The 26,271-nt window shown below is 68.0% G+C and carries 26 protein-coding genes; 9 read left to right on the top strand and 17 right to left on the bottom strand.

Annotated features, from left to right (window positions below):
* The first annotated feature begins 97 nt into the window (after positions 1 to 97).
* The 4 genes from ACWPMZ_RS13520 to gspD all read left to right on the top strand — a co-directional run bounded on the left by ACWPMZ_RS13520 (position 98) and on the right by gspD (position 5,880).
* A complete protein-coding gene (locus tag ACWPMZ_RS13520; RefSeq protein ID WP_455704584.1) occupies positions 98 to 1,093 on the top strand; it encodes a hypothetical protein in 996 nt (331 codons plus the stop codon).
* A 3-nt stretch (positions 1,094 to 1,096) separates the two neighbouring features.
* Positions 1,097 to 2,719, top strand: coding sequence for a DUF4331 domain-containing protein (locus ACWPMZ_RS13525; protein ID WP_455704585.1), 1,623 nt, complete (start codon positions 1,097 to 1,099; stop codon positions 2,717 to 2,719).
* A 402-nt stretch (positions 2,720 to 3,121) separates the two neighbouring features.
* On the top strand, positions 3,122 to 3,748 hold the full coding sequence (locus ACWPMZ_RS13530) for a type II secretion system protein N (RefSeq protein ID WP_455704586.1): 627 nt from the start codon (positions 3,122 to 3,124) through the stop codon (positions 3,746 to 3,748).
* 77 nt (positions 3,749 to 3,825) lie between these two features.
* A complete protein-coding gene (gene gspD / locus ACWPMZ_RS13535; protein WP_455704587.1) occupies positions 3,826 to 5,880 on the top strand; it encodes a type II secretion system secretin GspD in 2,055 nt (684 codons plus the stop codon).
* A 6-nt stretch (positions 5,881 to 5,886) separates the two neighbouring features.
* Here gspD and ACWPMZ_RS13540 read toward each other — a convergent pair whose 3' ends face one another.
* Positions 5,887 to 6,678: a DUF4198 domain-containing protein gene (locus tag ACWPMZ_RS13540; protein ID WP_455704588.1), complete on the bottom strand. Its 792-nt coding sequence runs from the start codon at positions 6,676 to 6,678 to the stop codon at positions 5,887 to 5,889.
* On the opposite strand from ACWPMZ_RS13540, the gene ACWPMZ_RS13545 reads away from it, so the two are divergent.
* Entirely contained in the window at positions 6,671 to 7,363 is a 693-nt protein-coding gene (locus ACWPMZ_RS13545; RefSeq protein ID WP_455704589.1) for a HupE/UreJ family protein, read from the top strand. The genes ACWPMZ_RS13540 and ACWPMZ_RS13545 overlap by 8 nt on opposite strands.
* The gene (locus tag ACWPMZ_RS13550) at positions 7,360 to 7,854 is read left to right on the top strand and encodes a hypothetical protein (protein ID WP_455704590.1); all 495 of its coding nucleotides are present in this window, start codon (positions 7,360 to 7,362) and stop codon (positions 7,852 to 7,854) included. The genes ACWPMZ_RS13545 and ACWPMZ_RS13550 overlap by 4 nt, the downstream gene beginning before the upstream one ends.
* Positions 7,855 to 7,872: 18 nt before the next feature.
* Here the strand turns inward: ACWPMZ_RS13550 and ACWPMZ_RS13555 are convergent, their stop codons facing one another.
* From ACWPMZ_RS13555 to ACWPMZ_RS13625, 15 genes are all read right to left on the bottom strand, one after another.
* Positions 7,873 to 8,598: an anti-sigma factor gene (locus ACWPMZ_RS13555; RefSeq protein ID WP_455704591.1), complete on the bottom strand. Its 726-nt coding sequence runs from the start codon at positions 8,596 to 8,598 to the stop codon at positions 7,873 to 7,875.
* Entirely contained in the window at positions 8,588 to 9,145 is a 558-nt protein-coding gene (locus tag ACWPMZ_RS13560; protein WP_455704592.1) for a sigma-70 family RNA polymerase sigma factor, read from the bottom strand. Before ACWPMZ_RS13560 ends, ACWPMZ_RS13555 begins: the two co-directional genes overlap by 11 nt.
* A gap of 393 nt (positions 9,146 to 9,538) precedes the next feature.
* Positions 9,539 to 10,735, bottom strand: a complete 1,197-nt coding sequence (locus tag ACWPMZ_RS13565) for an ABC transporter permease (protein WP_455704593.1) — start codon at positions 10,733 to 10,735, stop codon at positions 9,539 to 9,541.
* Entirely contained in the window at positions 10,735 to 11,451 is a 717-nt protein-coding gene (locus ACWPMZ_RS13570; RefSeq protein WP_455704594.1) for an ABC transporter ATP-binding protein, read from the bottom strand. Before ACWPMZ_RS13570 ends, ACWPMZ_RS13565 begins: the two co-directional genes overlap by 1 nt.
* Positions 11,448 to 12,776 (bottom strand): efflux RND transporter periplasmic adaptor subunit, encoded by a 1,329-nt coding sequence (locus ACWPMZ_RS13575; protein ID WP_455704595.1) that lies wholly within the window; start codon positions 12,774 to 12,776, stop codon positions 11,448 to 11,450. The genes ACWPMZ_RS13570 and ACWPMZ_RS13575 overlap by 4 nt, the downstream gene beginning before the upstream one ends.
* Complete coding sequence (locus ACWPMZ_RS13580; RefSeq protein ID WP_455704596.1) at positions 12,773 to 14,209, bottom strand: efflux transporter outer membrane subunit; 1,437 nt, start codon at positions 14,207 to 14,209, stop codon at positions 12,773 to 12,775. The genes ACWPMZ_RS13575 and ACWPMZ_RS13580 overlap by 4 nt, the downstream gene beginning before the upstream one ends.
* Before the next feature lie 193 nt (positions 14,210 to 14,402).
* Positions 14,403 to 14,897 carry a MarR family winged helix-turn-helix transcriptional regulator gene (locus ACWPMZ_RS13585; RefSeq protein WP_455704597.1) on the bottom strand — a complete coding sequence of 165 codons (495 nt, stop codon included), beginning with the start codon at positions 14,895 to 14,897 and terminating at the stop codon, positions 14,403 to 14,405.
* Positions 14,898 to 15,087: 190 nt separating this feature from the next.
* Entirely contained in the window at positions 15,088 to 16,428 is a 1,341-nt protein-coding gene (locus tag ACWPMZ_RS13590) for an MFS transporter (RefSeq protein WP_455704598.1), read from the bottom strand.
* A gap of 75 nt (positions 16,429 to 16,503) precedes the next feature.
* Positions 16,504 to 17,772, bottom strand: a complete 1,269-nt coding sequence (locus ACWPMZ_RS13595; protein WP_455705157.1) for a cytochrome b/b6 domain-containing protein — start codon at positions 17,770 to 17,772, stop codon at positions 16,504 to 16,506.
* A complete protein-coding gene (locus tag ACWPMZ_RS13600; protein ID WP_455704599.1) occupies positions 17,744 to 18,541 on the bottom strand; it encodes a hypothetical protein in 798 nt (265 codons plus the stop codon). Before ACWPMZ_RS13600 ends, ACWPMZ_RS13595 begins: the two co-directional genes overlap by 29 nt.
* Positions 18,538 to 18,909: a DUF6152 family protein gene (locus tag ACWPMZ_RS13605; protein WP_455704600.1), complete on the bottom strand. Its 372-nt coding sequence runs from the start codon at positions 18,907 to 18,909 to the stop codon at positions 18,538 to 18,540. Before ACWPMZ_RS13605 ends, ACWPMZ_RS13600 begins: the two co-directional genes overlap by 4 nt.
* Before the next feature lie 11 nt (positions 18,910 to 18,920).
* Complete coding sequence (locus ACWPMZ_RS13610; RefSeq protein ID WP_455704601.1) at positions 18,921 to 19,316, bottom strand: DUF6152 family protein; 396 nt, start codon at positions 19,314 to 19,316, stop codon at positions 18,921 to 18,923.
* Complete coding sequence (locus ACWPMZ_RS13615) at positions 19,309 to 20,190, bottom strand: hypothetical protein (RefSeq protein ID WP_455704602.1); 882 nt, start codon at positions 20,188 to 20,190, stop codon at positions 19,309 to 19,311. The genes ACWPMZ_RS13610 and ACWPMZ_RS13615 overlap by 8 nt, the downstream gene beginning before the upstream one ends.
* 104 nt (positions 20,191 to 20,294) lie before the next feature.
* A complete protein-coding gene (locus tag ACWPMZ_RS13620) occupies positions 20,295 to 21,383 on the bottom strand; it encodes an alpha/beta hydrolase (RefSeq protein ID WP_455704603.1) in 1,089 nt (362 codons plus the stop codon).
* Positions 21,383 to 22,636, bottom strand: a complete 1,254-nt coding sequence (locus ACWPMZ_RS13625) for an FAD-dependent oxidoreductase (protein ID WP_455704604.1) — start codon at positions 22,634 to 22,636, stop codon at positions 21,383 to 21,385. Before ACWPMZ_RS13625 ends, ACWPMZ_RS13620 begins: the two co-directional genes overlap by 1 nt.
* Before the next feature lie 204 nt (positions 22,637 to 22,840).
* Here ACWPMZ_RS13625 and ACWPMZ_RS13630 point away from each other — a divergent pair, with 204 nt between their 5' ends.
* From ACWPMZ_RS13630 to ACWPMZ_RS13640, 3 genes are read left to right on the top strand one after another with little or no spacing between them, the layout of a single operon-like run.
* On the top strand, positions 22,841 to 23,518 hold the full coding sequence (locus ACWPMZ_RS13630) for a response regulator transcription factor (protein ID WP_455704605.1): 678 nt from the start codon (positions 22,841 to 22,843) through the stop codon (positions 23,516 to 23,518).
* On the top strand, positions 23,511 to 24,917 hold the full coding sequence (locus tag ACWPMZ_RS13635) for a sensor histidine kinase (protein WP_455704606.1): 1,407 nt from the start codon (positions 23,511 to 23,513) through the stop codon (positions 24,915 to 24,917). The genes ACWPMZ_RS13630 and ACWPMZ_RS13635 overlap by 8 nt, the downstream gene beginning before the upstream one ends.
* 14 nt (positions 24,918 to 24,931) lie before the next feature.
* Entirely contained in the window at positions 24,932 to 25,480 is a 549-nt protein-coding gene (locus tag ACWPMZ_RS13640; protein WP_455704607.1) for a hypothetical protein, read from the top strand.
* Between the two features lie 9 nt (positions 25,481 to 25,489).
* Here ACWPMZ_RS13640 and ACWPMZ_RS13645 read toward each other — a convergent pair whose 3' ends face one another.
* Positions 25,490 to 26,251 (bottom strand): Crp/Fnr family transcriptional regulator, encoded by a 762-nt coding sequence (locus ACWPMZ_RS13645; RefSeq protein ID WP_455704608.1) that lies wholly within the window; start codon positions 26,249 to 26,251, stop codon positions 25,490 to 25,492.
* Positions 26,252 to 26,271: the final 20 nt, after the last annotated feature.

Raw genomic sequence — 26,271 nt, forward strand, 5'->3', positions numbered from 1 at the left:
CAGATAATCCGCTTGCCAAACATATTTTTTCGCAAGCGTGCATCCGCCGGGCACCTGCCCACGTAAATAACGGGTTGAGCGAACAAATTTGCTCGTAATGTCCAGTGCTTGTGCGTGCTCGGGGGCATCGTTGCAGGGGGCTAGACGGGGGAGTTCATGCCGCACCTTTGCCCTTCATACATCAGCGGACCTGCCTGCGGTTCTCCACCCCGGCCCCGCACCTCGCGTGCCGCATTGTCAGCAAATCGCTGAGCGCGTGGTTGCCGATTTCAAATATTTGACAACCTCCGCATCGGGCAACCGTCGGCGCGCCACGGGAATTTTCGTTACCTCGTCCGTCCACGTCGGCGCGCTTCTCGCTCTGCTGCATTCGACCGTCGAAGCCCCTGCCGGCCGCGCGGAGACGATAACCGCGATCGATATTTCCTCGCCGAAGCCTGCCGAGCCCGAAACGCCCAAGCAGGCGCAACCGGTCGAAGTGCCGCCCCAGCCGCTCGAACCCATCGTCCTGCCCCCGCCGTTCATTCCGAGCGAAAACGAAGTCGTCGCGGCCCTGCTCGAAGAGGCGGCAGCGACGCCCCTGAGCGGCGGGTGCGATCTGACCGCGCCGGTTCAGGCCGCCTTGCAGCTCAATCCGGACCTCGAACTGGAGCTGCCGACGATTGCCGACGAACGGCTCTCGGTCGCCCGCGCGCTCGCCGTGTGGAAAGACGCCTGGGCCGAGCCCGACGAGCGGCTGCCGGAAAAGGCACTCGCGAGCATTCGCGACACGATGCGCCAGACGATCCTGGCTGCCAGCGACGACTGCCGCATGCAGGTGCAGACCGGACCCCGGCTCGTCTACCTGACGCACGACGCCGAGACGGTCACCCTCGCGCTCGGATCGGGCGAGTGGACCTGGCAGGAAGTCGCCGACACGGCCGACCCCGAATTTCAGTTTCCCGGAGCTTCCGTCGCTCCCCAGGAATGGACGCTTCTCGAAGCTGTCCCGAGGTTCCTGCGAACCTCCTTCGACGGATCAAATGGCTCGAAACCCAAGGCGCGACCAATTGAACAACGATCACGCCTTGATCGGCAACAGGAAAAGGACTGAACCATGAGGAATTGGAAGACAACCTTGGTGAGCGGCGCCGCCGCTGCATCACTCTGCATCATGTCGAATGCCCCGGCATTCGGCTCGAGCCACCGGGAAGCGCCCGCGATCACCAAATCGCCGAAGATCGACAACACCGACTTCTACATGTTCCGCAGCTACGAACCGGGCCGCGCAGGCTACGTCGTATTCGTCGCGAACTTCCAGCCCGGCCAGTTCCCCGGCGCCGGGCCGAACTACTTCACGATGGATTCCGACGCACTGTACGAAATCCACATCGATAACGACGGCGATGCCAAGGAAGACGTCACGTTCTCGTTCAAGTTCGACAACGCGCTGGTCAATGGCGGCAAGACGCTCAACATCGGCGGCAAGAACGTGACCGTTCCGCTGCGCTACGTCGGCCCGGTAACCGCCGTGGGCGATGCCGATCTCAACGAGCTGGAGAGCTTCACCGTCTCGATGATCGAAGGCGACCGTCGCAGCGGGACCCGGCAGGTCGTGCAGAACACCTCGGGTGGCCGGTCGAACTTCACCAAGCCGCTGGACAACGTCGGCCAGAAGACGTCGCCCAACTACAACCAGTATGCGACCTCGACCGTCAGCACGATGAGCGTTCCGGGCTGCGCCACGAGCGGCGGGCGTGTCTTCGTCGGCCAGCGTGAAGAAGCCTTCGCCATCAACCTTGGCGAGACCTTCGACCTCGTGAACTACGTGCCGATCGAAGGCGACAGCGCTCCTTTCGCTGGCGACCGCGGCGGCTTTCCCGGCGGCATCACGCAAAGCCGCATGAACGACGATCTGGTCGGCAAGGCCAACGTCACCAGCATCGCGATCGAAGTGCCGATCGCCTGCGTCGTGGGTAGCGGAAACGGCGTCATCGGCGGCTGGTCGACCACCAGCAAGCTGCAGACCGAGGTGCTCGATCCCTCGCCCACCTATGCAAAGGCCAGCACCGGCGGCGGCGCTTACGTCCAGACCTCCAGGCTCGGTATGCCTTTGGTCAACGAAGTGGTGATCGGGCTCGACCAGAAGAACCTGTTCAACGCCGCCCAGCCCACGCAGGACGGGGCACTGGCTGACTTCGTCACCAACCCGACCTTCCCGGCCATCCTGGACTCGCTTTTCCGGGCCCCGGTCAACGCGACGCTCGGGACCAACATACCGAACCTCGCGCCGTCGAACTTCCCGCGCGCCGATCTGGTCGCGGCGTTCCTGACGGGCATCAAGACGCTAAACCAGCAGAAGACGGTCACGCCTTCGGAAATGCTGCGGCTCAACACGGCCGTCGCGCCGACTCCGCGGGCGAACCAGAGCACGTTCGGCGTTGCCGGCGACGATCTTGCCGGCTTCCCCAACGGGCGCCGTCCGGGTGACGACGTGACGGACATCGTGCTGCGCGTGGCGATGGGGCGGCTGTGCCACCCCGTGCCGATCAACGGAACGCCGACCGACCTAGGGCTGTGCAAGCCCGAGGACGCTCCGGTCGGGATGGTTCCGTTCACCGACGGTGCTCCGATCTCGGCGCGTGACCTGCAGAACGGTTTCCCGTTCCTCAACGGCCCGATCCCCGGTTCGCCCAACGAAGCCCGGGCGGAGCGCGCCGCGCAGCCGGCCCAGCCGTAAGCAATGGGGCGACATCGCCCTTGGATGACCGTTGGGCGAGCGATCGCACTTCTGTCCGTCGTCGTCGTCGCGTCATGCGGCGACGACGATCGGGCAGCGCCGGAAAGCTTCGGCGAGACGAGTGACGAAAGTTCGCCGATGGGATTGCGGCCATCGCCGACAGCGGAACCGGTCGAGCTTACGCCGGGCAGTGTTCCCCCTCCTGCTCCGACCGAAGAGCCGGTCGACTTCTAGGTTGTCGATGTCCAGGGTACGGGCGGCGCCTCGCAAGGTGCCGCCCCTCTGCCTTTCCTGGGCTGCGCGCCACCGGCGGCGCGAGCGCAATCATGCTGTCTTGATCGGCCGCTAACATGGCGACGGCGAACTTGCGCGCATGCTAGGATGAAGGCACAGTCACTCACCATGACCCCGAAGCAGGCGCGGCTCGGCGTCGACATCTTTACCGCGCTGGTCGTCGCCTCGGTCGCGTTCGCGCTAGCCAGCCTGACCTGGCGTCTGCAGGGTTACTCCGGTCAACCGGCCGCAATGGTGCCGGCATCAGCGGGATTCGACAGCGTGGACGTGGCGCCGATCCTGGCGCTTGCCCCCTTCGGCAATCCCGCCAACGTGTCGATCACGGCTGACGCAGCAGGGCTCGAACTGCGCGCGGTGTTCGCGGCCGTACCGGCCAGCGCCTCGGTCGCTCTTATCGCATTGCCCGATGGACAGGTCGTCCCCTTCGCGATCGGAGAAGCGACGCCGGCAGGCGTCATCGAATCGATCGAGCCCGAAAAAGTGACGCTAAGGGCAAACGGCGGCCTTCGGTTCCTCGGCTTCAATCCGCAAAATGCGGCACCGGCTGCTGGGGCTGTAGCGCCCCCACCGGCGGCGCTTCCCTCCGTCTCGACCCCATCCGCGACTGCTCCGCGCCCCGCGCCCACCGCCGGTGCGGCTGCCATACGGGCGCTCATCCCCGGGGCGGCGGTTCCCCCCGCTCCGCCCAGCCCGGCTCCGACTGGCGCCGCGCCCGGCAATGGAAACACAAATTGACCGTTCGATTCCCTTCACCTTCGGTATTCGTTCGGCGTGCGTCGGCCCGCTCCGGCGCGGCTTCGGCTAGCCACGGCATGATGTATCGGTTGGCGTCCAGCGCCACCATCCTCGCCGTCGTATTGGCGTCGGCTGTTCCGCTGCAGGCGCAGAACGCGCCGGCTGCGACGGCCGATGTCGTGGTGAACATGCGCGACGTGGACATTCCCGACGTGGCGCAGCAGGTCTCGCGGATCACGGGGCGCACGATCATTCTCGATCCCGCGGTCCAGGGGAAGATCAACGTGACCTCGGCCGTGCCGCTCAGCCCGGGCGGCGTGTGGCAGCTGTTCGTGACGGCCCTGCGCGGCCAGGGGTTCGCGGTCGTCCAGACCGGCCGGGCCTGGCGGGTCGTGCCGCAGGCGACCGCGGTGCGCGAGCCGGTGCGCCAGGGCAGCTCGGCCCAGATCGTCACCCGCCTGATCCGGCTGCGCAGCCTCGATCCGGAAGAAGCGGTGCGGGTCTTTCGCCCGCTGATCGCGCAGTTCGGCAGCATCGAGGCTGTCAGCAACCCCGATGCCATCGTGGTCACCGACTTTGCCGACAACGTGGCGCGCATCGCGGCGCTGGCCAACACGCTCGACCGCGGCGGCGGCGGCGACGTGTCGACCGCGCTGATCGAGCTGCGCGAAGGCTCGGCGGTGGACGTGGCCACGGCGATCCAGGCGGTGTTCGGCGACAAGGAGGGGGTGCGCGCGGTCGCCGACGAGCGCAGCAACGTGGTGCTCGTGCGCGGCAGCGCGGCCGAAGTGGCGGAAGCGCGGCGCATCGCGGTCAGCCTCGACCGGCCCAACGGCGAGGCCGCGACCGTCAGGGTGATACGGCTGCGCTACAACGACGCCGAGACGGTGACCGAGGTCATCAGCGGCCTGCTGGGCGAACAGGGCGCCGCGGCCAACCCGGTCGCCAGGACGCTGGGCTCGCTCGCCCAGAGCCGCCTGGCCGGCAGCACCTCGGCAGCGGCGCGCGCGGCGGGCTCGGCGAGTTCGACCTTGGGCGGGTTGCCTTCCGCCGCCGACGCGCCTGCCGTGGGATCGGGCCTGAGCGTTCGCGACAGCCGGGCCGGCAGCGACACGCCCGCGCCCGGCTTCGCGACCGAGGACTTCGCCATCCAGGCGGCCCCCGATCTCAACGTCATCGTGCTGCGCGGCGCGCCTTCGAAGATCGCGCCGATCGAGGCGCTGATCTACGAACTGGACGTGCGCCGCCCGCAGGTGATGATCGAGGCCGCCATCGTCGAGGTGACCGGCGACCAGTCGGAGCAGCTGGGCATCCAGCTCGGGCTGGGGGCCGCGGCCGACTATCCGATGAACACCGGCGGGAGCTCGTTCTCCAACCTTGGTCTCTCGCTGCGCCAGGTCCTGGGGTTCTTCGGCGTGCCGGCGGCCGGCCTGATCGCCAGCGACGGGGTATCGGGCGCCATCGGCAGCCGGGGCGACTTCGGCCTGCTGGTCCAGGCGCTGGGCACCTCGTCCAAGGCCAACCTGCTGTCGACCCCGAGCATCACCACGCTCGACAACGAGGCGGCCGAGATCGTGGTGGGCCAGAACGTGCCGTTCCGGACGGGCAGCTACCTGACCGAAGGGGTCACCACGACGCCGTTCACCACGATCGAACGGGCGGACGTGGGCATCACCTTGCGGGTCGTCCCGCGCATCCACGAGGAAGACACGATCCGGCTGGAGGTCGACCAGGAGGTCTCCTCGCTGGTCACCGGCGTGACCGGCGCGGCCGACCTGATCACCAACCGCCGCTCGATCCAGACGACGGTGCTGGCAGACGACGGCGAGACGATCGTGCTGGGCGGGCTGATCAGCGACGACCAGATCCAGTCCAAGAGCCAGGTGCCGGTGCTGGGCGACATCCCGATCGTGGGCGAGCTGTTCAAGAGCCGGGTCAACCGCAAGACCCGGCGCACGCTGTTCGTGTTCCTCAAGCCCACGATCCTGCGCGACGGCGAATCCGTCGCCGCCGCCGCCGCACGCCAGTACGGCCGCGTGCGAGGCGCCGAACTGGGCCTGGACGAAAACCGCAGCCTCCTGCTCGACCCGCCAAGCGCCCGCCTCCCCGCCGAAATCGACGGGATCTACTGAGCGGAGCTATCTGGTTTCGAAGCTGAGGCTCGAGAAGGTCGTCGCGTAATCGACCTTCGTGTTGTTTGTCAGAACGTCGGCCCAAACCACGTTCATCTGCCACTGACCGCCGCGCGGAATGGCCATGGCGATGCGCCCGCCGGCGCCGGTACGCGCCGTGGACACAGGTTCGGCATCGTTCTGCAGATCGGTCAGTTTGACCAAGGCGCCCCCCAACGGTTTGCCGTTGTAAAGCACCCTGACAGGGAGCCGGTCGCCGGTCTCCAGCAGCAGCGGGTGCTTGTCGGGGACGATTTCGAGCTTGAGGTTCGCCGGGCGCGTCACCTGGCGGATGTCCTCGGCATCGACCGGCCCGACCTGCACGATGGCCTTGGCGCGCCGGCTATAGATTTCGCGGCCGTTGGCCAGCCGGTTCCCCTTCGCCTTCCGATCGCGCGCAATCGGAGTGAGGCCCTCAGTGGCGACGTAGTCGTCGAACCGCACCGCCGGCAGGTCGCTCTCCGCAGTGGCGGATTGCAGGCCGAACACATAGGCGCCCGGCTCGGCCAGGGGCACGATGGCGTCGAAACTGCGCTGGCCCAGCCGCAGGTCCTTCATGCGATCGACCAGACCGTCGGGCCCTGCCGTCTTGAACAGCACCACATGCTCTGCCCCGACACCCCAACGCTCGCGCGCGCTGCCGTGGCCGACATAAAACGAAACCGGAACGACGCCGGGGCGGTCCGTCACGAAGCGGGAGGGCTGAATCCAGAAATCGTGGGCAGCCGCCGGGACGACAAGCAACCCGGATATGGCCACCGCGAAAATCTTGCGTCCGCAGAGGGATTTAACTAGTCTCATTCGGGCAGACCATGGCGCTCTCGCTGCGGGTTGGCAAGGCGGGAGAAAGTCGGTTCGGCTGCACAGATCACTGCTCGTAATAGCGTTCGCTGGTCTTTGGGCTGCGCCTGCCCTGGCGCATGAAGCCAAATCGCTACAACTGGGATTGACGGGCGGCTTTTTGCACCCGTTGCTGGGGCCAGATCACTTGCTCGCGATGATCGCCGTGGGTCTGTGGGGCGCGTTCCTCGGGCGCCCGCTGGTCTATCTGCTGCCGATCATCTTCCCCAGCGTGATGACCCTGGGTGCGATCATGGCGATGGCCGGCCTGGTGCTGCCACCGGTCGAGGTCGGTATCGCCCTTTCGGTGTTGCTGCTCGGCCTGGCCGTCCTGTTCGCTTATCGGGCGCCGGTCTGGCTGGCGTCCATTCTGGTCGGACTTTTCGGCCTGTTCCACGGCTACGCCCATGGGACCGAATTGCCGTCGATGGCCGATCCGATCGCCTTCAGCCTCGGCTTCGTCCTGGCCACGGGGATGCTGCACGTATTCGGCATTGCGCTGGGCACGGTCAGCAAGCGCAAGGGCGGCGAAATGGTGGTGCGCGGCGCGGGGGGTATCATTGCCCTGGCCGGCATTTATTACCTCGTCGCGGCGCTGGGTTGACCAACGCCGTCATCGCGCCGGGCATGCTCATGGCGGTGCTGGCTCTGGCGCTGGGCTTTCACGATGCGCGGCGGGCCGGGATCGGATTGCTGTTAGCTGTCGCCGCGACCCTGCTCGCGGTTCTGATTTCGTCCCATCTCCGCCTGACGCCGATCGTCCTCACCGCTTGCTGGCTCAGCCTGATCGCCACGACAGGGCTTGTGTATTGGCCGCGCGCCTCCGCGAGACATGCGTCGGCGGTGCTCTACCTGGCCTGCGCGAACGCGGGGCTGTGGAGCGGGCTGGTGGTCGCCGCGGAAGACGCAACATCGCGTCTGCCGCTCGTGTTTGCTCCGTTGCTGCTGGTGGTGCCGGCCAGCCTGTGCGTCAGACGGGATTGGGCGATCGCGCCGCGGGTGCTGGCGAGCTGGCTGCTTGCCGTCGCGGTTCTGGCGGCAGCGCTTCCCTTGCTGGTTTCCCATCCCGGGTACGTGCCCGACCACCGGATGTGACGGCGACGGCGTCACGCGCTAGAGCGACTGGAGCTTGGCTGTCCCGATAATCGATCCGGTCGGCGCGGCGTGAGGGGCGCCGGCGATATCCTCGATCGTAATCGCCAGCGTCGCCTGCTCGTTGAGCAAAGCCCGGACTTCCGGAGAAATCTCGATCGTCATGCGGTCTTCGCTCAAGAGACCCAGCGAGTGCGGCGCCTGCCCTTCGGGAATGATCCACAATTCGGGAAGCTTGCCTTCGGGTGCCGAAGTATCGATCCGGAGCCTGAGCGTCGTCGACTGCGGGTCGAACACTGCGCTCAGCAAGGGAGCGCCATCGACGCCGCTTATCTGCGACACGATCTGCGTCTCGTAGTTGTCCCGCGGCGGCTCCACCTGGCGCACGCTTGCCATCGTGAATCCCAATGCGATGGTCAGGGCAAGGGAGGCAGCCATGGCCGCAAAAGCGGTCCTCTTCCAGGCTGAGGTACGATCGACCGCCGTGGCGCGCGCAGGGCGCAGGTGGAAATCGCCTATTTCCCCTTCGATCCGGTCGAACATACCCGCTGGCGGCTCCTGTTCCTCCAGATCATCGTGCCAGTCATCGATCCGCTCCTGCCAGGCTCGCACTTCCCGTGCGAAACCGGGATTGGCGAGAAGCAGTCGCCGCGCTTCGGAGCGTTCTGCGCCGTCGAGCAGACCGAGGGCAAACTCCGCCGCCAATGCGCTCTGCTCGGGCGTCAAGGGAACCCGCTCACTCATCATCGAACTTCTGTCGCAATTTCAGCAGAGCCCTGCGAACCGTGCTCTTTACGGTACCAAGGGGCTTGTTCTCTCGCTCCGCAAGCTGGGCGAAGGTCAGCCCCTCGAAGTAGATTCGCCTGATCTGCACTTCCTCGTCTGAACCTAGCCCAGACAAGAGGGTGATCGCCTTTCGCTCCGCCTCTTCCCTCACCAACCGTTCGTCAGCGCTCTCCGCGCCGTCGGCCAGCGCGTGCTCGCTCTCGGAGATCGGCTGAGACGTTCCACCCTGCTTGCGATGCCAGTCGATCGCCGTGTTGCGCGCGATGGTGCCGATCCATGTCATCGGCTGTGACCGTGTGGGATCGTAACTCGAAGCCGCAAGCCATACTTTGACGTAAACCTGCTGAAGAATGTCTTCAGCGGCCGAGCGGCGGCCCGTCAAGTGGAGACAAAGCGCAAAGATTTTCGGTGCAGTGGCACGGTAGAGGCGCAAAAAGGCCTGTCGGTCCTGTTGTCCCACCAGGCACAGGTCCACCTGCAATTGCGTGGGATCTGAAGCGCCTGACATTCAGGCGTTCTTGCAATTCGGAGCCAAGACGCACCATTCCAGTTTAGACGGTCCAGCAGGATCTCCGGAGCCGATCCTGAACGTCGATCCATGTTCAATCGTTCCCGGATTGGAGAATGCAGGCGCATGATCCCGGCGCTGACCTTTCGGCACAACTTCTGGATACCTTTAGCCTAAGGCGTCGATGGTCATTTCGCCGCCAGCGCGACTGTAGCGGGGACCTTGCGCCGCATCGCGCATTGGCGCAAAATATGTCGAGAATGATCGACAACGATCCTCGTTGCCAGGGTCGAAGCCCGAGCGACGTTCGCCCCGAAGAATTGAAGTACAGTTGGCGGCGTTGCAGTGCCGGATTATCAAGGACAATCGCTTCCGCCGCCGGGCGACCGGCTCCTATTCGTGGCGCAGCGCTTCGATGGGGTCGAGCTTGCTGGCACGGCGGGCGGGGAAGTAACCGAAGACGATGCCGATCAGCGCCGAGATGACGAAGCTCAGGACGTTGATGAACGGGTCGAACACGTACGGCAGGCCGAAGGCGCTTGAGAGGCCGTAGGACAGCGCGAAGCCGGCGATGATGCCCACGATCCCGCCGAAGCAGCACAGCACCACCGCCTCGGTCAGGAACTGCAGCTGCACCTCGCGGGCCAGTGCGCCGATGGCGAGGCGGATGCCGATCTCGCGCGTGCGTTCGGTCACCGATACGAGCATGATGTTCATGATCCCCACGCCGCCCACGACCAGGCTGATCGCGGCGATCGCGGCGACCATGATGGTCAGCGTGCCCACCGTGCTCTGCACGGTCTCGTTGATCTTGGCGGTATCGATGATGTCGAAATCGTTCTCCTGCCCTTCGAGCAGCACGCGCCGTTCGCGCAGCAGGTCGACGAGCGAGCCGGTCATCGTCGGGGCATCGTAGGCACTGTCGTAGGACACCGCCATGTAGTCGATCTTGTCGTTCCCGGTGAAACGGCGCTGCACGTTGGTCAGCGGCATGAAGATCGCGTTGTCGTCGTCCCCGCCGCCGCCGACGGAGCCGCGCGTGGCGAACACGCCGATGACCTGGCACGGCACGTCGTCAAGCCGCATGCGCTCGCCGATCGGGGTGCGGTTCTCGAGGAAGATCTCGTCCTTCACTGTGGGCCCGATGATGCAGACGTTGGCGCCGGCCTGCTCCTCGGCGGACGTGAACCGGCGGCCCTCGGCCAGCTCGATGCCGCGCGCGTCGAAGAAGGCGTTCTCGACCCCTTCCACCCGGCTGCTCCAGTCCTGCCCGTTGTGGACCGCGGTGACGTTGCGCTGCACCTGCCCGGCGACCGATTTCACGCCGGCAATCTGTTCGCGCACGGCGGCGACGTCGCGCTCGTCGAACGGGGTTGGTTGCTGGCGGTCGACGCTGACCGGGAAGACGAAGAACACGTTCGAGCCGAGCGAGCTGATCTGCTTCTCGATATCGGCCGTCACCCCCTTGCCTAGCGTGACCATGGTGATCACCGCCATCACGCCGATGATGATGCCCAGCGTCGTCAGGAAGCTGCGCAGCAGATGGCGGCGGATTTCGCGCAGGGCGAGGAGGAACGTGGTGCCGAGCATCAGGCCCCTGCCGCCGCCTTGCTGCGCTGGCCGCGCTCGACGCGCTCGACCAGCCCGTCCTTGAAATGCACGATCGTCCTGGCGAAGGCCGCCATGTCCGGTTCGTGGGTCACCATCAGGATCGTAATCCCGCCTGCGTTGAGCTCGGCGAGGAATTCCATGATCTCGACCGACCGCTCCGAGTCGAGGTTGCCGGTCGGTTCGTCGGCCAGCAGCACGGCGGGGTCGGTCACCAGTGCGCGGGCGATGGCGACGCGCTGCTGCTGCCCGCCCGACAGTTCGGCCGGCGTGTGGTCGGCCCAGGGTGCCAGGCCGACTCGGTCCAGCGCGCGCATCGCGGCGGCGCGGCGCTCGTCCTTGCTCTCGCCGCGATAGAGCAGCGGCAGCTCGACGTTCTCGGCCGCGCTCGTCCGCGCGAGCAGGTTGAAGCCCTGGAACACGAAGCCGAGGTACCTGCGGCGCAGCAGCGAGCGCTGGTCGCGCGTCAGCGACTGCACCTCCGCGCCGAGGAAACGGTAGACGCCCGAGGTCGGGGTATCGAGGCAGCCGAGGATGTTCATCGTCGTCGACTTGCCCGAGCCGGAAGCGCCCATGATCGCCACGAAGTCGCCGCGCCCGATAGTCAGGTCGACGCCGCGCAGCGCCTGGAAGGCCGCCGCCCCGGTGCCGAACGTCTTGCTTATGCCGGCCAGTTCGATGATCGGCGCGTCGCTCACCCCGCGTCTGCAGCCTGTTCGGACTTGATCGCGGTGACGACCTTCATGCCCTTCTTCAGGGTGCTGGACGTGACCACGGTGTACCGCCCGTCGCTCTGGCCGGTCACGACCTCGTGTTCCTTCAACGTGCCGTCGGCCTGCAGGACGTGGACGGTCTGGGTGCTGCCGGCGCCGATCGTCGCGCGGCGCTCCTCGCGCCCCAGGCCGAACTGCTCGTCGCCACCGTCGTTGAGCTGGACGCCGCCGGCTTCCTCCTTCTTGGGCGGTGCGAAGCGCAGGGCGCCGTTGGGCACCAGCATGCGCACGCCCGTGCTGGCCGTGGCGATATTGGCCGTGGCGGTCATCCCGGGGCGCAGCAGCCCCTCGGCATTGCCGACCGCCAGCCGCGCTTCGTAGGCGATGACCGAATTGGTCTGCTGGGCGCCGGATTGCTGCTGCTGGCTGGCGCTGGCGGTATTGGTCGAGGCGAGGTCGATCCGCTCCACCGTGGCGGGAAACTGGCGGCCGGGATAGGCGTCGACGGTGAACGTCGCCTTCTGGCCGGCATCGACCTGGCCCACGTCGGCCTCGTCGATGTCGACCCGCAGTTGCATGGCGGAAAGGTCCTCGGCGATGACGAACAACGTGGGCGTGTTGAAGCTGGCGGCGACCGTCTGCCCCGGCTCCACCTGACGGGCGAGAACGACCCCGGCGACGGGCGAGCGGATCACCGCCCGGTTGCGGTTGGTGTTGGCGGTGGAAAGCTGGGCCTGCTGTGCCGCGACGTTGGCCTGCGCCGAGGCGACCGCTGCCCGGTCGCGCTTGACCGCGGCCTCGGCATTCTCAAGCTCGCTGCGCGACGGGACCTTGCCGCCCGACAGGCGCCACACTTCCTGCAGGCGGGCGAGCTGCGCGCGATCGACGTCGAGCGTTGCGCCGGCCTGCGCCACCGAGGCGCGGGCGGCATTGAGGTTGGCCTGGGCCTGCCGGATCTGATCGTCGATCACGTCGGTGTTGATCTGCGCCAGGACCTGCCCGCGCGCCACGCGATCGTTCACGTCGACATAGATGCGGTCGATCTTGCCCGAGACTTCGGATCCCACGTCGACCTGGTTGGTCGGCCGCAGGTTGCCGGTGGCGGTGACCACGATGTCGAGCGAGCGTTCCGCCACAGGCTCGGTGATGTACTCGGGCGCCTTCTCGCCCTTTGTCGCGAAGTACAGCACGAGAAGGAGCACCAGCAGGGCGGGGACCCAGTACTTGGCCCAGCGGCGCCAGCGCGGCTTCTGCCTAGTGCCGAGAAACTCGTCGACGCTCATCGTTTCGCTGGCGGGCATGTCGCTCATGGCAGGGTCTCGAGGATGGGAGGGATCGTCACGTCGGCGCCCGGCGACCAGCCGCCGCCAAGCGCCTGGACCAAGCGAACGTAGGCGCCGGCCCGCTCGGCTTGGGCGGAAATCTCGGCGTTGCGGGCCGACAGCAGCGAATTTTCCGCCTGCAACAGGGTGCGGAAGTCGGTCAGCCCTGCCTGGTACTGGCTGCGGGCGAGCAGCGCGGCGTTGGCCGAGGCATCGCGCCCTTCGCCCTGAATCGCCACGCGCCGGCGCGCGCTGTCGAGGTCGACGGCCGCAGTCTCGACATCCTCCAGCGCGCGCAGGATCTGCTGCCGCCAGGCGGCGAGCGCGCCTTCCGCCGCCGCTTCCGCACCGCTGATCTGCGCGCGGGTGCGCCCGCCGTCGAAGATGAGCTGGCTGACGCCGGCGAACAGCCCGCCGGTGATGACTTCGAACAGGTTGCCGATGCCGAAGGCGCCGGTGCCGATGTTGCCGGTCAGGCGGACGAGCGGCAAGAGCTGCGCCCGGGCGACCCCGACCCGCGCCGCGGCGGATGCGAGACCGGCTTCGGCCGCCCGCACGTCGGGGCGGCGGCGTAGCACTTCGGCTGGGGCCTCGAAGCCGGCGAGGGCGGGGGGATCGGGCACGAAGGTGCTGCCTTCCAGCAGCGACAGGACGCGGCCGGGCGGTTCGCCGATCAGCGTCGAAATCGCGTTGGCGCTGGCGGCCAGGTTGCTTTCCAGGAGCGGCACGGTCGCGGCGGTGGCGGCGCGCTGGCTGCGGGCCTGCTCGACGTCGAGGCTCGATACCAGCCCGGCCTGGTTGCGCCAGCGGGCGATCTGCAGGTTGTCTTCCTGATAGGCCAGCGTGTCGCGCGCGATGGCCAGCTGCGTGGCGGTCGCACGCGCCTGGATCGTCGTCAGCGCGACCTGCCCGGCCGTCAGCCGCTGGAGGTCGGCCAGCGAGTACCCCGCGCTCAGGAGATCGGCCCGGCTGGCGGCGACGCTGCCGGAGATGCGGCCGAACAGGTCGGCTTCCCAGCTTGCATCGGCGCCGAGCGAGAATTGCAGGTCGTCCCGCGCCAGGTCGCCCACGTCGCGTTGCACGCCGCCGCTGGCCGACACCTGCGGCAGGTAGCCGGCCCGGGCCTGCGCCAGCTGCGCGCGCGCCTGACTGAGCCGCGCGGCAGACTGGGCTAGGTCGAGATTGCGGACCATCGCCTGCTCGACAAACTCGGCCAGCAGCGGATCGCCCAGCCCGGTCCAGTACCGCGCGATGTCGAGCGGGACCTGCGGCAGGTCGCTCTCGGCCCAGTCCTGCGGCACGGCGAGGCCGGCGTTCGGGGGCAGGGGGGTGGTCGTCGTCGCGCATCCGGCCAGCGCCAGCGCCAGCGCGACGGCCGTTCGCGAACGGAAACTGCGGCAGATGCCCACGATACCCCTCACGTCCAGATGCCCCGTCCTTGCGTGTTGCGCAGCTAATACAGCGCGGCGCCCTGACAAGGCAAGCGCCGCCCAGCGGCCGACATTATTCGACCGGCGTGCAACGGGGGGGAACGCGGCTGGGGCGGGCGGGAGCTCTTCGCGCGCGATGCAGCAAGCTTGCCGAACCGGCGGCTTGTTCGCCCCGGCAGCCCTGTCAGTCGCCTGCCTTCATTTCCTCGTCGAGCATGTCCTGCCCGTGGCGGATCATCGATTCCGCGATCCGCCACAGCACGGCCTTGTCCTCTTCCGACAGGTCGGCTGTGAGCCGCTGGTCGCGCTCGACCACGAAGCCGATCATGCGCTTGTGCAACTCGCGGCCTTCGGGCGACAGCGCGATCTCGATTTCGGGACCGCCGGGCTTGCGGTTGCGGGTCAGCAGGCCGCGGCCGACCATCGCCTTGACCGCGCGGCTCAGCTGGCCCCGATCCTGCATCAGGGCCTCGGCCAGGCCATTCAGCGAATGCGCCTTGTCTGCGCCCAGTTCGACCATGATACGCCATTCGATTTCGGACAGGCCGAAGCGGTGGCGCTGGGCCAGGATGCCGGCGCGGCGCATGACCATGAACAATCGCACCAGCCGAAGCGTCACCAGCCCCGCGTACGGGTTGTCCGCCGCCTCGCCGGTTGCCGGGATGTCCGCGTCTTTCATTGTCCCTCCACTGGCGCGGATCATAGCAGTATTGTCGTTGTCAAAAAGACATTTCGCGCGAGGACCGCGGCGCGAATAGACCCGCGGTCAGTGCGAGGCAATGCGCTGTGCGCCGGAAGGGACCCTCGACCCGGCACGGTTGACGCTGTCCAAGGGGTTTTGTGGAGTGCGCCAGCCAGCCCCTCAATGCTCAGCGCGCCGCCAGGTCCTGCGCGTCCATGCGCTTGACGGTCTCGCGGTAGGGCCTGAGGCCGAACCAGGTGGCGATGAATGCCAGCGGCAGGAAAATCACGTGCAGCAGCACGATCGACCAGCGCAAGTCGGCTGGCGAGGTGAAGATGAAATCCGTCGTCGCCCCGGTGATCACCGGCGAAAGGCCCTGGCCGATGACCGTGTAGATGAACAGGTACAGCGCCATCACCTGCCCGCGGATCTGCCCCGGCGTCACGATCAGCATGACCGCGTTGATCATCGGTCCGTTCATCCCCAGCAGCAGGTAGCCGACCGCGTGCAGCGCCAGGCTGAGTTCGGGGGTGGGCATCAGCGGCATGAGGATGGCGAAGGGCATGGCCAGCGCCCGCGTCCACAGGATCAGGCGATAGGGCGCATCGACGTGGCCGCGCCGCTGCATGGCGTCGACCGCCCGGGACCCCAGCCACAGCCCGGAGAGCATGGCACAGAGAGCCACCACCCCCCCGATCGTCCCGTAGGTGGCCGGGCCCCAGCCATAGGTCCGTTCGAAGAACGCGGCGCCCCAGGCGCGGCTGCCGCTGTCGAGCGCGCCCATCGTCAGCCCGATGAACAGCGGGCCGTAGACGGCGAAATGCTGCCCCATGTACTTGATCGCGCCGGCGATCGGCACCTTCGACACTTGGGCCCGGGAGTGGCGCCGGGGCGGCTCCTTGATCGCGGCGAGGGCCAGCGCGACCAGCACGCCGGGCAGGCCGACGCCGATCAGCACGGCCTGCCATGGGCGGACCTCGCCGACCAGCGGCAGGGTCGGCGTGCCGATCGCGGCGATGACGCCGATCATGATGCCGCCAAGCAGCAGCGAGAGCCCGCTGCCCGCCACGTTGCCGATCTGCAGCCAGTAGATCGCCCCCGGCAGCTTGTCGCGCGGGAACAGGTCGGAGACCATCGAGTAGGCCGTCGGGCTGTTCACCGCCTCGCCCGCGCCCACCATCATGCGCGCGGCGAACAGTTGCGTGAAGTTGCTGGCGAGCCCGCAGGCCGCGGTGGCCAGGCTCCAGACGGTGATCCCGATGGCGATGATCCACTTGCGCGTCCAGCGGTCGATCAGCGGCGACACCGGAATGCCGACGAGCACATAGACGAAGGCGAAGGCGGGGCCGAGCAGCAGGCTGGCCTGGGTGTCGGTCAGATCGAAGTCGCGGATGATCTGCTGGATCAGCAGGCCCAGGATCCCCTGGTCGAGCAGGGCGAAGGTGGTGGTGAGCGCCAGGACGCCCACCGTGGTCCAGGCCTGCCGCGGCGGCGGATAGGGCTCGGCTGCGCCCGCGCTCGTAGCCATGCTCGCTCCCCTCGGTCCGAGCGGCAGCTTGCTAGCTTCCGGCCATGGCCGCAATCACCAAATTGTCGCGTCGGATCAGGGCGTGGCGACGGTGGCGTCGAACGCGAAGTTGACGGTTACCGAGGTGCCGTCGGCGGCGCCCTCGGGGACACCGGAGGAAATGCCGAACGCACTCCGGTCGATGGTGGCCGAACCCTCGGCGCGGCGCCGCGTGCCGTCGCCGGTCAGGCGAAAGGTCAGCGGCTGCGACTTGCTCACGCCCTTGAGCGAAAGCGTGCCCTGCGCCGCGTAGCGCCCCGGGCCCACGCGCCGGATGGAGGTGCTGCGCCATGTGGCGGTGCCGGTGCCGAGACCTTCGGCGCCGTGCAGCATTCCATCCTGCGTCGCGTCGCCCAGCGTCGCCCCGGCGAGCCGGACGGTCACGGCGATACTGCCCGTTTCCGGCTTTTCGGGATCGAGCGCGATCCGCGCCGACCAATCGGGGAAGGTGCCGCGCAGCGCCTGCCCGTCATAGCGCGCCTCGAAGCCCAACCTGCCGCCCGGGGCGACCGTCCATTCGGTCGGCGCGGCAGCGTCCGCTTGCTCTTCGGCCGCCTCGGTCGCTTCGGGTTCGAGTTCCGCCGCGGTATCGTCCACCGCCTCGCCCGGGGCGGCCGCTGCGACGCCAGCCGGAGCGGCCGAAGGTGCACGCTGCGGCGGGGCGCCGGGATAGCCGCCATTCGCGACGACCTGGCTGGCCACGGTCATCCCGGTGCCGAAATAGATGCCGATCACGGCCAGCGCCAGCAGGCCCGCACCCAGTGCGGACCCGGCCGGCCCCATCCTGCCGAGCAGCCCGTCCTTCAGCAGCAACTGGTGGCGCAGGGCGCCGGCGACATGCAGCGCGACCAGCGCGAGGCCGATCCACGCCAGCGTCTCGTGCGCGCTTTCGAACAGTTCGCCCATCGCCAGGGGCAAGGGCAGATGCGGCCAGGGTATCGCGCCGAACAGGATCGTCGGCACGCGGATCTCGGCGGTCGAGACCAGCGCCCACCCGGTCAGCGGCGCGCCGATCATGAACACGTAAAGCAGAACGTGGACCGTGCCCGCCAGCGTGCCCTGCCAGCCCTGCTCGGCGGCCGGCGGCGGACGATGGGTCAGCCGCCAGCCCAGCCGCGCCAGGCTGAGCAGCAGGATCGCGATCCCGACCGATTTGTGGAACTGGTAATAGGCAAAGCCGCTCGCCCCCTTGGGCATCGCGAAGCCCAGCGCGAGCTGAAACGCCAGCGCCAGCGCAATCGACCAGTGAAGGACGATCGCGCCGGTGGAATAACGGCTACTCGTACTCAGTGAAGCCCTCCGAATTGATCGGGTTGCGGTCGTTCTCGGCGCACTGGAACTCGATCAGCTTGCCGTAGCGGTCGCGGCGATAGCGTTGGACTGCGACGAAGGGTTCTTCAAGTGCTTCGGGATCCACCATCGTCATCTCGTTGACGAGGATGTCGGGGTTGGCCGGGTCGAGATGAATCCGCTCGGTCAGGCGGAAGCTGTCCGAATGGGGAATGCCGGTGTCGATCTCGAGCTCGCCGTTGATGCCGACCGTTTCCACCACCAGCGTGTCGCCTTCCCAGCGGGCGATCGAATCGCCCATGAAACTGGGATCGTGGTCCGGATCGTGGACGCGTCCGTCGGTCCAGATCGTGCGGGTCTGCATCCAGGCTTCCTGGTTGATCGTGATCCGGCCGGGCGCGAAGATGAATTCATAGGGATACTGCCCCAGCCGCATGATCCGCGGCATCCCCGGGGGGCTGCAGTTGGAACGCGAGCGCCGCACCACGCCATCGTTGGCGCGCGCATCGGCCAGCCACTTTTCCCGTTCGGCCTTGAATTCGCCCTTCAGCTTCGGCTGGGCGGGCGCGGTATCCTCCGCCCCGCGGCTGAACATGGCGAACCAGATGCCGCCCCAGTCGGGCAGGGCGTCGAGCGCGGCGTACTGGCCCTTTGGATTGGCCGCGCCCGAACCTTCCGTCACGCCTTCCGGCACCGGCGACTGGGTCGCGGCGCCGAGCGACTGGGCCGCCAGCGGGGAGGCCAGAGTGAGCGCAGCCAAAGCCGCGAGCGAGGCGCGCCTCATCCCTTGACGTCGCCCAGGGTCTGCCCGTTGGCGAGCTTGACCCCGACGTAGGATCCGCCCTTCGCGCCGCTGCGCAGCGGGTGGACGTACAGCGTGACCTTGTCGCCCGGCTTGAGCGAGGTGCGCTTCCAGCCTTCCTGGATCAGGTTGTTGGGGCTGGTCATCTCGATCGCCCACTTCTCCACGCCGGCAGCCGACTTGAAGTCGGCCAAGATGAAGCTGTGCGGGTTCTGCCACTTGAACTGCGTCACCGTTGCTTCCATCGCGATGGTCTTCTTCATGTCGAACATCGAATAGGAATGGTGCGCCGAAGCGGGCACGGCGGCCGCCGCGAGGGCGGCGAAAGCGATGGTAAGGGACTTCTTCATGGTCGCCTCCTTCACAGGCGGGGAACGTTGACCGGCTCACCGTTCTTCGGGAGGCCGGAATCGAGAACCTTGCCGCTGGCCAGCTTCACATCGAGGAAGAGGCCGCCGGACTTGCCGTCGCGCAAGGGATTGAAGCGCACGGTCACCTTGTCGCCGCGGGCAAGCGACGAACGGCTCCACCCCTGGCGCTTCAGGTTGTTCGGGCTGTTGAGTTCGAGCGACCAGTGCTTGCCGCCCGGCGCATCGAGTTCGATGAACGCGTGCGGATTGGTCCACTGGAACGCGCTGACCGTGCCTTCCACGGTCATGATCTTCTTCTGGTCGAACATCGCGAAGCTGTGATGCGCGGCCGCGGGAACACCCGCAGCCAGCACCGCCAGCGCGGCGAGCGTAATTTTCCTATTCATCGGCGACTCCTTCGATTTCGCTCTTGCCGCGCTCTTCGGCGGTATCGCGGCCCAGATTGGTTCCGGGCAGGTTGCGGTTGTACTGCAGGATGCAGACCGCCTCGTTGATGTCGGTGTAGTCGGCGCGGTCGAATTCCTTCACGCTGCGCCATTCGCCTTCCCACATCTGCGGGTCGGTCATGATGTATTCGATGCGCATCTTGGCCGGGCTCGGCATCGAGATGCGCTCGACCATCGCAAACTGGTCGGAGATCGGGATTCCGCGGTCGATGTAGTGATTGTCGGTCTCGAAATAGCGGGTTTCGACGACCAGTGTGTCGCCTTCCCAGCGGCCGATCGATTCGCCGTTATAGCTCGGCACGACCAGGTCGGGATCGGACGGCGCGCGCCCGTCGAGGAAGATCGTGCGGACCGAGTTGTTGAAGCCGGAGATCATGTAGATCGCGGTGGGCAACTGGATGAACGCATGCGGCCAGACGCGCGTCATGATCATCGGCATACCCGGCGGGTAGCACTGCCCGATCGCGTCACGATAAGTCTCGTTGCGCGCCTCGTACTTTGGGCCCTCGATCAGCGCCTCGCGCCCCTCGGCGCCGAACTTGGGATAGGGCGGGCCGAACAGGAACTTGGAGAAGCCTTCGCGCAGGTCGATGAACCAGGTGCCGGTCACATCGAACGGCGCGGCGGGGCGGGCCTTCTTGATGTTCTCGGGCGCGAGCGCGCCGAGATAGCCGGGGTGCTTGGGCACCATCTCGTTGTAGCGTTCGGCCGGGATCGGCGTGAGCGGACGCACCACTTCGGGCTGTGCCGGAAGGTCGCCTTCGGCAGGGTAGGCCTCGCGCGGGGCGTCCTGCGCCACCGCGGGTGTCGCCAACAACGCTGCAGACAAGAATAGCTTTGCGAATGGTCGCACGAATCCCCTCCGTTCACCCACCTTTTTGACTTTGACACATTGCTTATCGCTGAACGTGGCGGCTGTCAGCCCAAATCGTGCTGCAGCAGCCAGTTTTCGATAACCCCGGCCACGGCGTCGCTGTTCTTCTCCAGCTGCATGGCATGGCCGTTGCCGCGAACGCCCTGTTCTTCCAGCCGAATATGCTCTGCTTCGACCCCCGCCTGGCGCAGGAAGGCGACCGTTGCGTGGTTGTCCGCCGCCATCCACGACGCTTCGGCGGTCACCACCACCAGCGGGAAGCCGCGGGCGAGATTGGGCAGGCGCCGGGCGGGCTCGGCCTGGACCTTGTAGGCGACCAGTCCCTCGCCCGGGGAAGGCCGGTCCTCGCTCGCCAGGACCTCGCCTTCGCCCAGCGGCGGATCGTAGGTCAGCGGCGCGCGGCTGATGCCGTAGGGGAGGGGACCGGATATCGCCTCGAACGGGGGGCCGAGCGGTTCGACCGCGACCAGTCCGCGCACGAGGTCCGGACGGGCATCGGCGATCAGCCAGCCGGGCGGTCCACCGGCCGAATGGCTGAGCAGGATAGCGGGCCCGATGCGGTCGAGCAGTTCGGCCCCGGCGCGCTGGGCATCGATCTGCCATTGCGCGGGATGGGCCAGCGTCGGCCCGGTCCCGGCGAGGAAGCTCAGGAAGGCCGGATCGTCCATCCGCCCGGTGCCGGGCCACTGCGTATGCAGCCGCGCCTGTGGATAGTTGTCGGCGAAATCGCCGGGCCGGGTGAACAGCCGCTCGAGGAAGACGGTCGGGCCGGGTCCTGCCATCTCGCCCTGGAAGGCGGGCTGGAACGGGCTGCGGCCGTGCTGCGGGCGGTCGACCACGTAGACCGCCCATCCGCGCCGGACGAACCAGTGGACCCAGCCTTCGCGCCCGTCGGCCGTGCCCAGAAAATCGGTCCCTTGCCCGCCGCCGCCGTGGATCATCACGATCGGCGTTGCGTGGCGCAGGTCGCGCGGGATCCAGTACTCATTGTACTGCTGCCCGCGCATCGCCGTGCCGGCGACGGGATGGTCCACCAGTTCGCCGCCGGTCCAGAAGAACCCTTGCGCCGCCAGTTCGAGCGGTTTCCCCGCCCCGGCGGCGTGCAGCGCGGCGGGGCGCACGTCGCGCGCCATCAGTGGATCTGCCCCTTGCGGCCCTTGATGTCGATCGCCACCCGCTCGCTCGGGTCGGCGTCGGCCCAGCGCGAACCGGGCCGGATCGTGTCGCCGATCACCTTGTAGGGCCAGAGCATCAGCAGGGCGCCCGAATCCGGGTTCTCCGACAGCGCGCGGACCGCCGCATAGTCCTTCTGCCGCTGCTCCGGGTCGCGTTCCATCAGCATGCGCTTGTTCTCGCTCGCCGCCGGGGTGACGACATCCCAGAACACCCGCCGCCGCTCGTCGGAAAAGCGGTCGAGCACGCTCTCGTCCGCCTCGCCGCGCAGGATGGCGCCGATCAGGTCGGCGGCGATCATCCCGGTCCAGATGCCCGACGTCAGGCCCAGCCCGCCGCACGGGTTGGTCGCGTGCGCCGCATCGCCGACCAGCACGACGTGGCCCTTGCGCAGCGTCTCGCCGGCGCGCTGGTGGAGCATGTAGGGGCTCGACGAGACGAGCTCGTAATCCTTCGATCCCTGCATGAAATGCTCGTAGCGCTGGTGGATCCGCTCCTCGTAGGTTTCGACCGGCAGGCTCGCATCCTCCATGTAGGTGCAGCGCCACAGGCCGTCCCGGTCGAGCTGGGCGATGACCGCCATGTTGACCGGATCGCAGACGAAATTCGCCTGCTGGTAGCCGAGCCGCGCGAAGTCGAACTTCACGTTGGTGGCGACGAAGCGTTCGGGCCAGGTCATCCCGGCGAAGTCGATCCCGGCGAGCTGGCGCACCGCGCTGCGCGCCCCGTCGGCGGCGACGAGCCACCGCGCGGCGAGGGTGCGCTCCCCACTCGGCGTGGCGGCGGTGACCGAGACGCCCTCCGCGCCGTCGTCCAGCCCGGTGACCTCATGGTTGAACAGGACCTCGACGCCCAGCCGCAGCGCATGGGCCATCGCCACCCTGGCGACAGCGTCCTGCCCGGCGTGGAGCTGGTAGTCGTAGGGAATGCCCGGCACCGGCTCCTGCGTGACGACGGAGGAATAGCCGAACTCGGGAATGTGCGTGCCGAAGGTCCAGTTCTGGAAGCCGATCGCGTTCAGCTCCTCGAGGATGCCCAGTTCGTCGAGCACGCCCAGCGTGGAGGGGAAGTAGACCGCGGCGCGCGGGCTTTCGACGATCTGCGCTTCCTTTTCCAGCACCGTCACCCTGGCGCCGGTCTGCGCCAGCGCCAGCGCCGTCAGCATCCCCACGGGGCCTGCGCCCACCACGATCACGTCGACCCTCTCGCCCATCGGATTCCTCTCGTTATGCCCCGCAGCCTAGCAAGCGGGCGGGCAAGGGCAATTCCTAACGGACATTGTCAGGATTGCGACTGTACCTGTCGCGCCGGTCCCGGCGCGGCGGGTCTAACCCGGGGTGCCGGGGCCGGGCGCTTGCCGCCGCGGCGGCGCGGCATATAAGCGGACGCAAGAAGCCGGCGGCAGGGGAACGAGCGGGTGAAGCTTCTCTACATCGAGGACAATGCCGATGCCGCCGCCGACTGCACGGCGCTGCTGGCGCGCAACGGAAGCCAGGTCATCTGGGAGATGCGCGGGGCGGACGGGCTGCGCCGCGCCGCCGCCGAGCCGTTCGACGCGATCATCCTCGACCGCATGCTGCCCGACATGGACGGGCTGCAGATCGTCCAGCGGCTGCGCGAAAGCGGGGTCGATGCGCCGGTGCTGATGCTTTCGGCGCTCGGGCGCAGCGCCAACCGGGTCGAGGGGCTGGAGGCCGGCGTCGACGACTATCTCGCCAAGCCTTACGAGCCCGAGGAGCTGCTCGCCCGGCTCAAGGCGCTGGTCCGCCGGGCCGAGGGGCGCACCCACAGCGCGATCATCATCTACGGCCAGTTCGAATGCCACGTGAAGGCACGCACCGCCTTTCGCCGCAACGTGCACATCGCGCTCAGCCCCAAGGAGTTCGAGCTGTTCCGCTACTTCATGGAGAACGCGGGCGAGGTGCTCACCCGCGACATGCTGCTGCGCGACGTGTGGAAGATGAACTTCGATCCGCAGACCAACGTGGTCGACGTCAACATCGGCCGCCTGCGGCGCAAGCTGGAACAGGGCTTCGAAACCCCGGCGCTCGAAACGATCTGGGGCACGGGATACCGGCTGACCACGGGTGAATGACGCGTCGTCTCCGGTGCCGGCCGACAGCGGCCGGGGCGCCGATGCGCGCCGGTCGATCTTCACGCGGCTGGTGCGCTGGGCCATCGTCATCACGCTGGCGGGCGCGGCCGCGCTCCTGGCGCTGACGCTGGGCGAAAGCTGGCGCGCGACCGAACGCTCGCTCGCCGCCACGGTTGACACCGACATCGCCGGTCTGGCCGACATCTACGCCAGCGGCGGCGAGCGCGAACTGCTCGCGCGCCTCACGGACCGTTCGGCCCTGGTCGGGATCGAGGGGCGCCCGGCGCATTACCTGCTCGCGCGCCCCGACGGCACGCGGGTGGGGGGCAACCTGTCCCGCTGGCCCGGACTCTCGGCGCGCAGTTCGGAACACGGCTTCATCGACCTGCCATCGGGCCAGCCGGTCTACGCCCGGGCCACGCTGCTCGCGCCCGATCTGCAACTGCTCGTCGCCCGCGACTATTCGCGCGACACGGCCCTGCTGCAGCGGCTTGGCCTGACCTTCGCGGCGGCGGCGCTGGGCATCGCCCTGTTCGTCTGGCTGGTCGGCCGCTCGGCGGCGACGAAGCTGTCCCGCCGCGTGGCGCGGATCAACGAAGGCTTCCGCGATTTCGAGCGCGGCGCACAGCCCGCCGCGGCCGCGCCCCAGCCGCGCGACGAGATCGGCGAGCTGGCCGAGCATTCGGCACGCTCGCTGCAACGGCTGTCCTCGCTCGCCCGGACCCACCGCCACATGTCGGACCAGATCGCCCACGAGATCCGCACGCCGCTGACCCACCTCGATGCGCGGCTGGTGGCGACGATGCGCGACCTGCCCGAAGGAACCGACCGCAGCCCATTGGAGGCAGCGCGCGAGAACGTGCGCGGGATCGTTTCGATGCTCGATTCGCTGCTCGACATCGCCGCCAGCGAGGCGCGGGTGGGCGACCCGGCCGGGCTCAGGCGCTTCGACCTGTCGGACCTCGCCGAGAACATTGGCGAGCTCTACGCTGGGAGCGCGGAGGATGCGGGCATCGCGCTCAGATGCGCGGTCGAGCCGGGGGTCGCGATGCTGGGCGATGCGACCCAGATCAGCCGGCTCATAACGAACCTGCTCGACAACGCACTCAAGTATGTGCCCGCCGGGGGCCGGATCGTGCTCGCGGTGGGCCCGGGCCCGGTCATCTCGGTCAGCGACGACGGGCCCGGCGTGCCGGAAGCGCTGCGCCCTACGGTGTTCGACCGGTTCCGCTCGGGCCCGCCGGTGGAAGGCAAGTCCAGCCACGGCCTCGGCCTGGCGCTTGCCCAGGCCATCGCGCTGCGGCACGGTATGGCGATCGAACTGGTACCGTCGGCCAAGGGGGCGCATTTCGTGGTCAAGCCGCACGCGGGCTCGCCCGGCATGGGAGCCATCGCCTGACCCGCCTGTTCGCCTTGATCGCGCCGCTCGTCGTGGCGGCCTGCGCGGCAGGACCTGCGGGCACATTCGTCCTGCCTTCGCCGAGCGGCGATGCCCTGACCGACAGCGCGCTGTTGCTCGCCGCCGGCGAGGCCGCACCCGATGCCGCGGCGCGCGCGCCGGTCCTCGCCCGGCTCGATGCTGCGGGCGTAAGGCCGCTGCCGGACGCGGGCGACGATCCGCTGGGGCAATGGCGCCGCGAAGCCGCCGCTGCCGGGACGGGCGAGGTCTATCGCGGGCGGGCGCTCGGCCCGGCCTACCGCCGCGCCCGGCTCGCGCCGGGGGAGACCGTGCGCCTCGAACAGATATTCCTCGCCGGCGAGCGGGCGGAAATCGCCGCCGCGGCCAACGGCGGGACGGCGCTGACCCTATCGGTGCGCGACCGCAAGGACGCGGCGGTCTGCTCCGCCCCCTTCGCCCCGGCCGCCCGCTGCCGCTGGCTGCCGATGTTCACCGAGCGGTACGCGATCGAACTGGCCAACAACGGCAAGGCCGCTGCCAGCGTCTACCTGGTTTTCAAGTAGGTTGGTGCGTCAGGAGAAGTCGTCGCTCTCCACGCGCAGTTCGCCCGGACCGTAGAGATAGGACGGGTCGAATTCGCAGAACCGTTCCAGCTTGCGCCTGTCGGCGGCATGGACCCGCCCGTGGCGGAACGAGGCCAGGTCCTGCTCGCGCAGCAGCTTGAGCGCGCGGCTCATGTGGACCGGCGTCGCGCCGCACATGCTGGCGAGCTGGATCTGCGTAAGGGGGATGGTGAAGCCGCCCTTCTCCGCCAGGCCGACCATTTCCAGCCGGTGCCAGATTTCACAGAAGACGTGCGCGGCGCGCTGGGCCGCGTTGAGTTCTTCCAGCTTGAGCACCCACTCCCGGTGGATCGCCGCGTCGAGCAGGGTCGAGAACCAGAACAGGCGTGCCAGGTGCGGCTGCTGCTCGAGCACCTGGCGCAGGTCGCGATGCGCGACCTGCCCGACCCTTACTTCTCCCAGCGCGACGACGTTATGATCGAGGCGCTTCAGGGCGAAGGCGTGGAGATCGACGAAATCGCCCGGGACCTGCAGGCCGACAATGTGGAGCTTGCCCTTGCGTACGATCACCCGGGCGATGAAGCCTTCGATCAGAAGCGTGCTGCTCTCGCACAGCTCCCCGCGCGTGGCGATATGTTCGCCGTCCGCGAAAACGCGGTCGGGCCCCACGATCGTTTCCAGCGTGTTCTTTTCCGCCGGGCTCAGCGCGTTGCGCAGGCGGCCTTGCAAAAACCGCCCCGTGCGCGGGTAGCGCACCAATTCGTCGGCCATTGCCGTCCGCTCCCTCTGAC

Source organism: Tsuneonella sp. HG222, from assembly GCF_053819185.1.

Coding starts and splice junctions, on each gene's coding strand:
- ACWPMZ_RS13520 (WP_455704584.1), top strand. CDS start 98: ATGTCCAGTGCTTGTGCGTGCTCGGGGGCATCGTTGCAGGGGGCTAGA.
- ACWPMZ_RS13525 (WP_455704585.1), top strand. CDS start 1,097: ATGAGGAATTGGAAGACAACCTTGGTGAGCGGCGCCGCCGCTGCATCA.
- ACWPMZ_RS13530 (WP_455704586.1), top strand. CDS start 3,122: ATGACCCCGAAGCAGGCGCGGCTCGGCGTCGACATCTTTACCGCGCTG.
- gspD (WP_455704587.1), top strand. CDS start 3,826: ATGATGTATCGGTTGGCGTCCAGCGCCACCATCCTCGCCGTCGTATTG.
- ACWPMZ_RS13545 (WP_455704589.1), top strand. CDS start 6,671: ATGGCCACCGCGAAAATCTTGCGTCCGCAGAGGGATTTAACTAGTCTC.
- ACWPMZ_RS13555 (WP_455704591.1), bottom strand. CDS start 8,598: ATGATGAGTGAGCGGGTTCCCTTGACGCCCGAGCAGAGCGCATTGGCG.
- ACWPMZ_RS13560 (WP_455704592.1), bottom strand. CDS start 9,145: ATGTCAGGCGCTTCAGATCCCACGCAATTGCAGGTGGACCTGTGCCTG.
- ACWPMZ_RS13565 (WP_455704593.1), bottom strand. CDS start 10,735: ATGCTCGGCACCACGTTCCTCCTCGCCCTGCGCGAAATCCGCCGCCAT.
- ACWPMZ_RS13575 (WP_455704595.1), bottom strand. CDS start 12,776: ATGAGCGACATGCCCGCCAGCGAAACGATGAGCGTCGACGAGTTTCTC.
- ACWPMZ_RS13585 (WP_455704597.1), bottom strand. CDS start 14,897: ATGAAAGACGCGGACATCCCGGCAACCGGCGAGGCGGCGGACAACCCG.
- ACWPMZ_RS13590 (WP_455704598.1), bottom strand. CDS start 16,428: ATGGCTACGAGCGCGGGCGCAGCCGAGCCCTATCCGCCGCCGCGGCAG.
- ACWPMZ_RS13600 (WP_455704599.1), bottom strand. CDS start 18,541: ATGAGGCGCGCCTCGCTCGCGGCTTTGGCTGCGCTCACTCTGGCCTCC.
- ACWPMZ_RS13605 (WP_455704600.1), bottom strand. CDS start 18,909: ATGAAGAAGTCCCTTACCATCGCTTTCGCCGCCCTCGCGGCGGCCGCC.
- ACWPMZ_RS13610 (WP_455704601.1), bottom strand. CDS start 19,316: ATGAATAGGAAAATTACGCTCGCCGCGCTGGCGGTGCTGGCTGCGGGT.
- ACWPMZ_RS13620 (WP_455704603.1), bottom strand. CDS start 21,383: ATGGCGCGCGACGTGCGCCCCGCCGCGCTGCACGCCGCCGGGGCGGGG.
- ACWPMZ_RS13625 (WP_455704604.1), bottom strand. CDS start 22,636: ATGGGCGAGAGGGTCGACGTGATCGTGGTGGGCGCAGGCCCCGTGGGG.
- ACWPMZ_RS13645 (WP_455704608.1), bottom strand. CDS start 26,251: ATGGCCGACGAATTGGTGCGCTACCCGCGCACGGGGCGGTTTTTGCAA.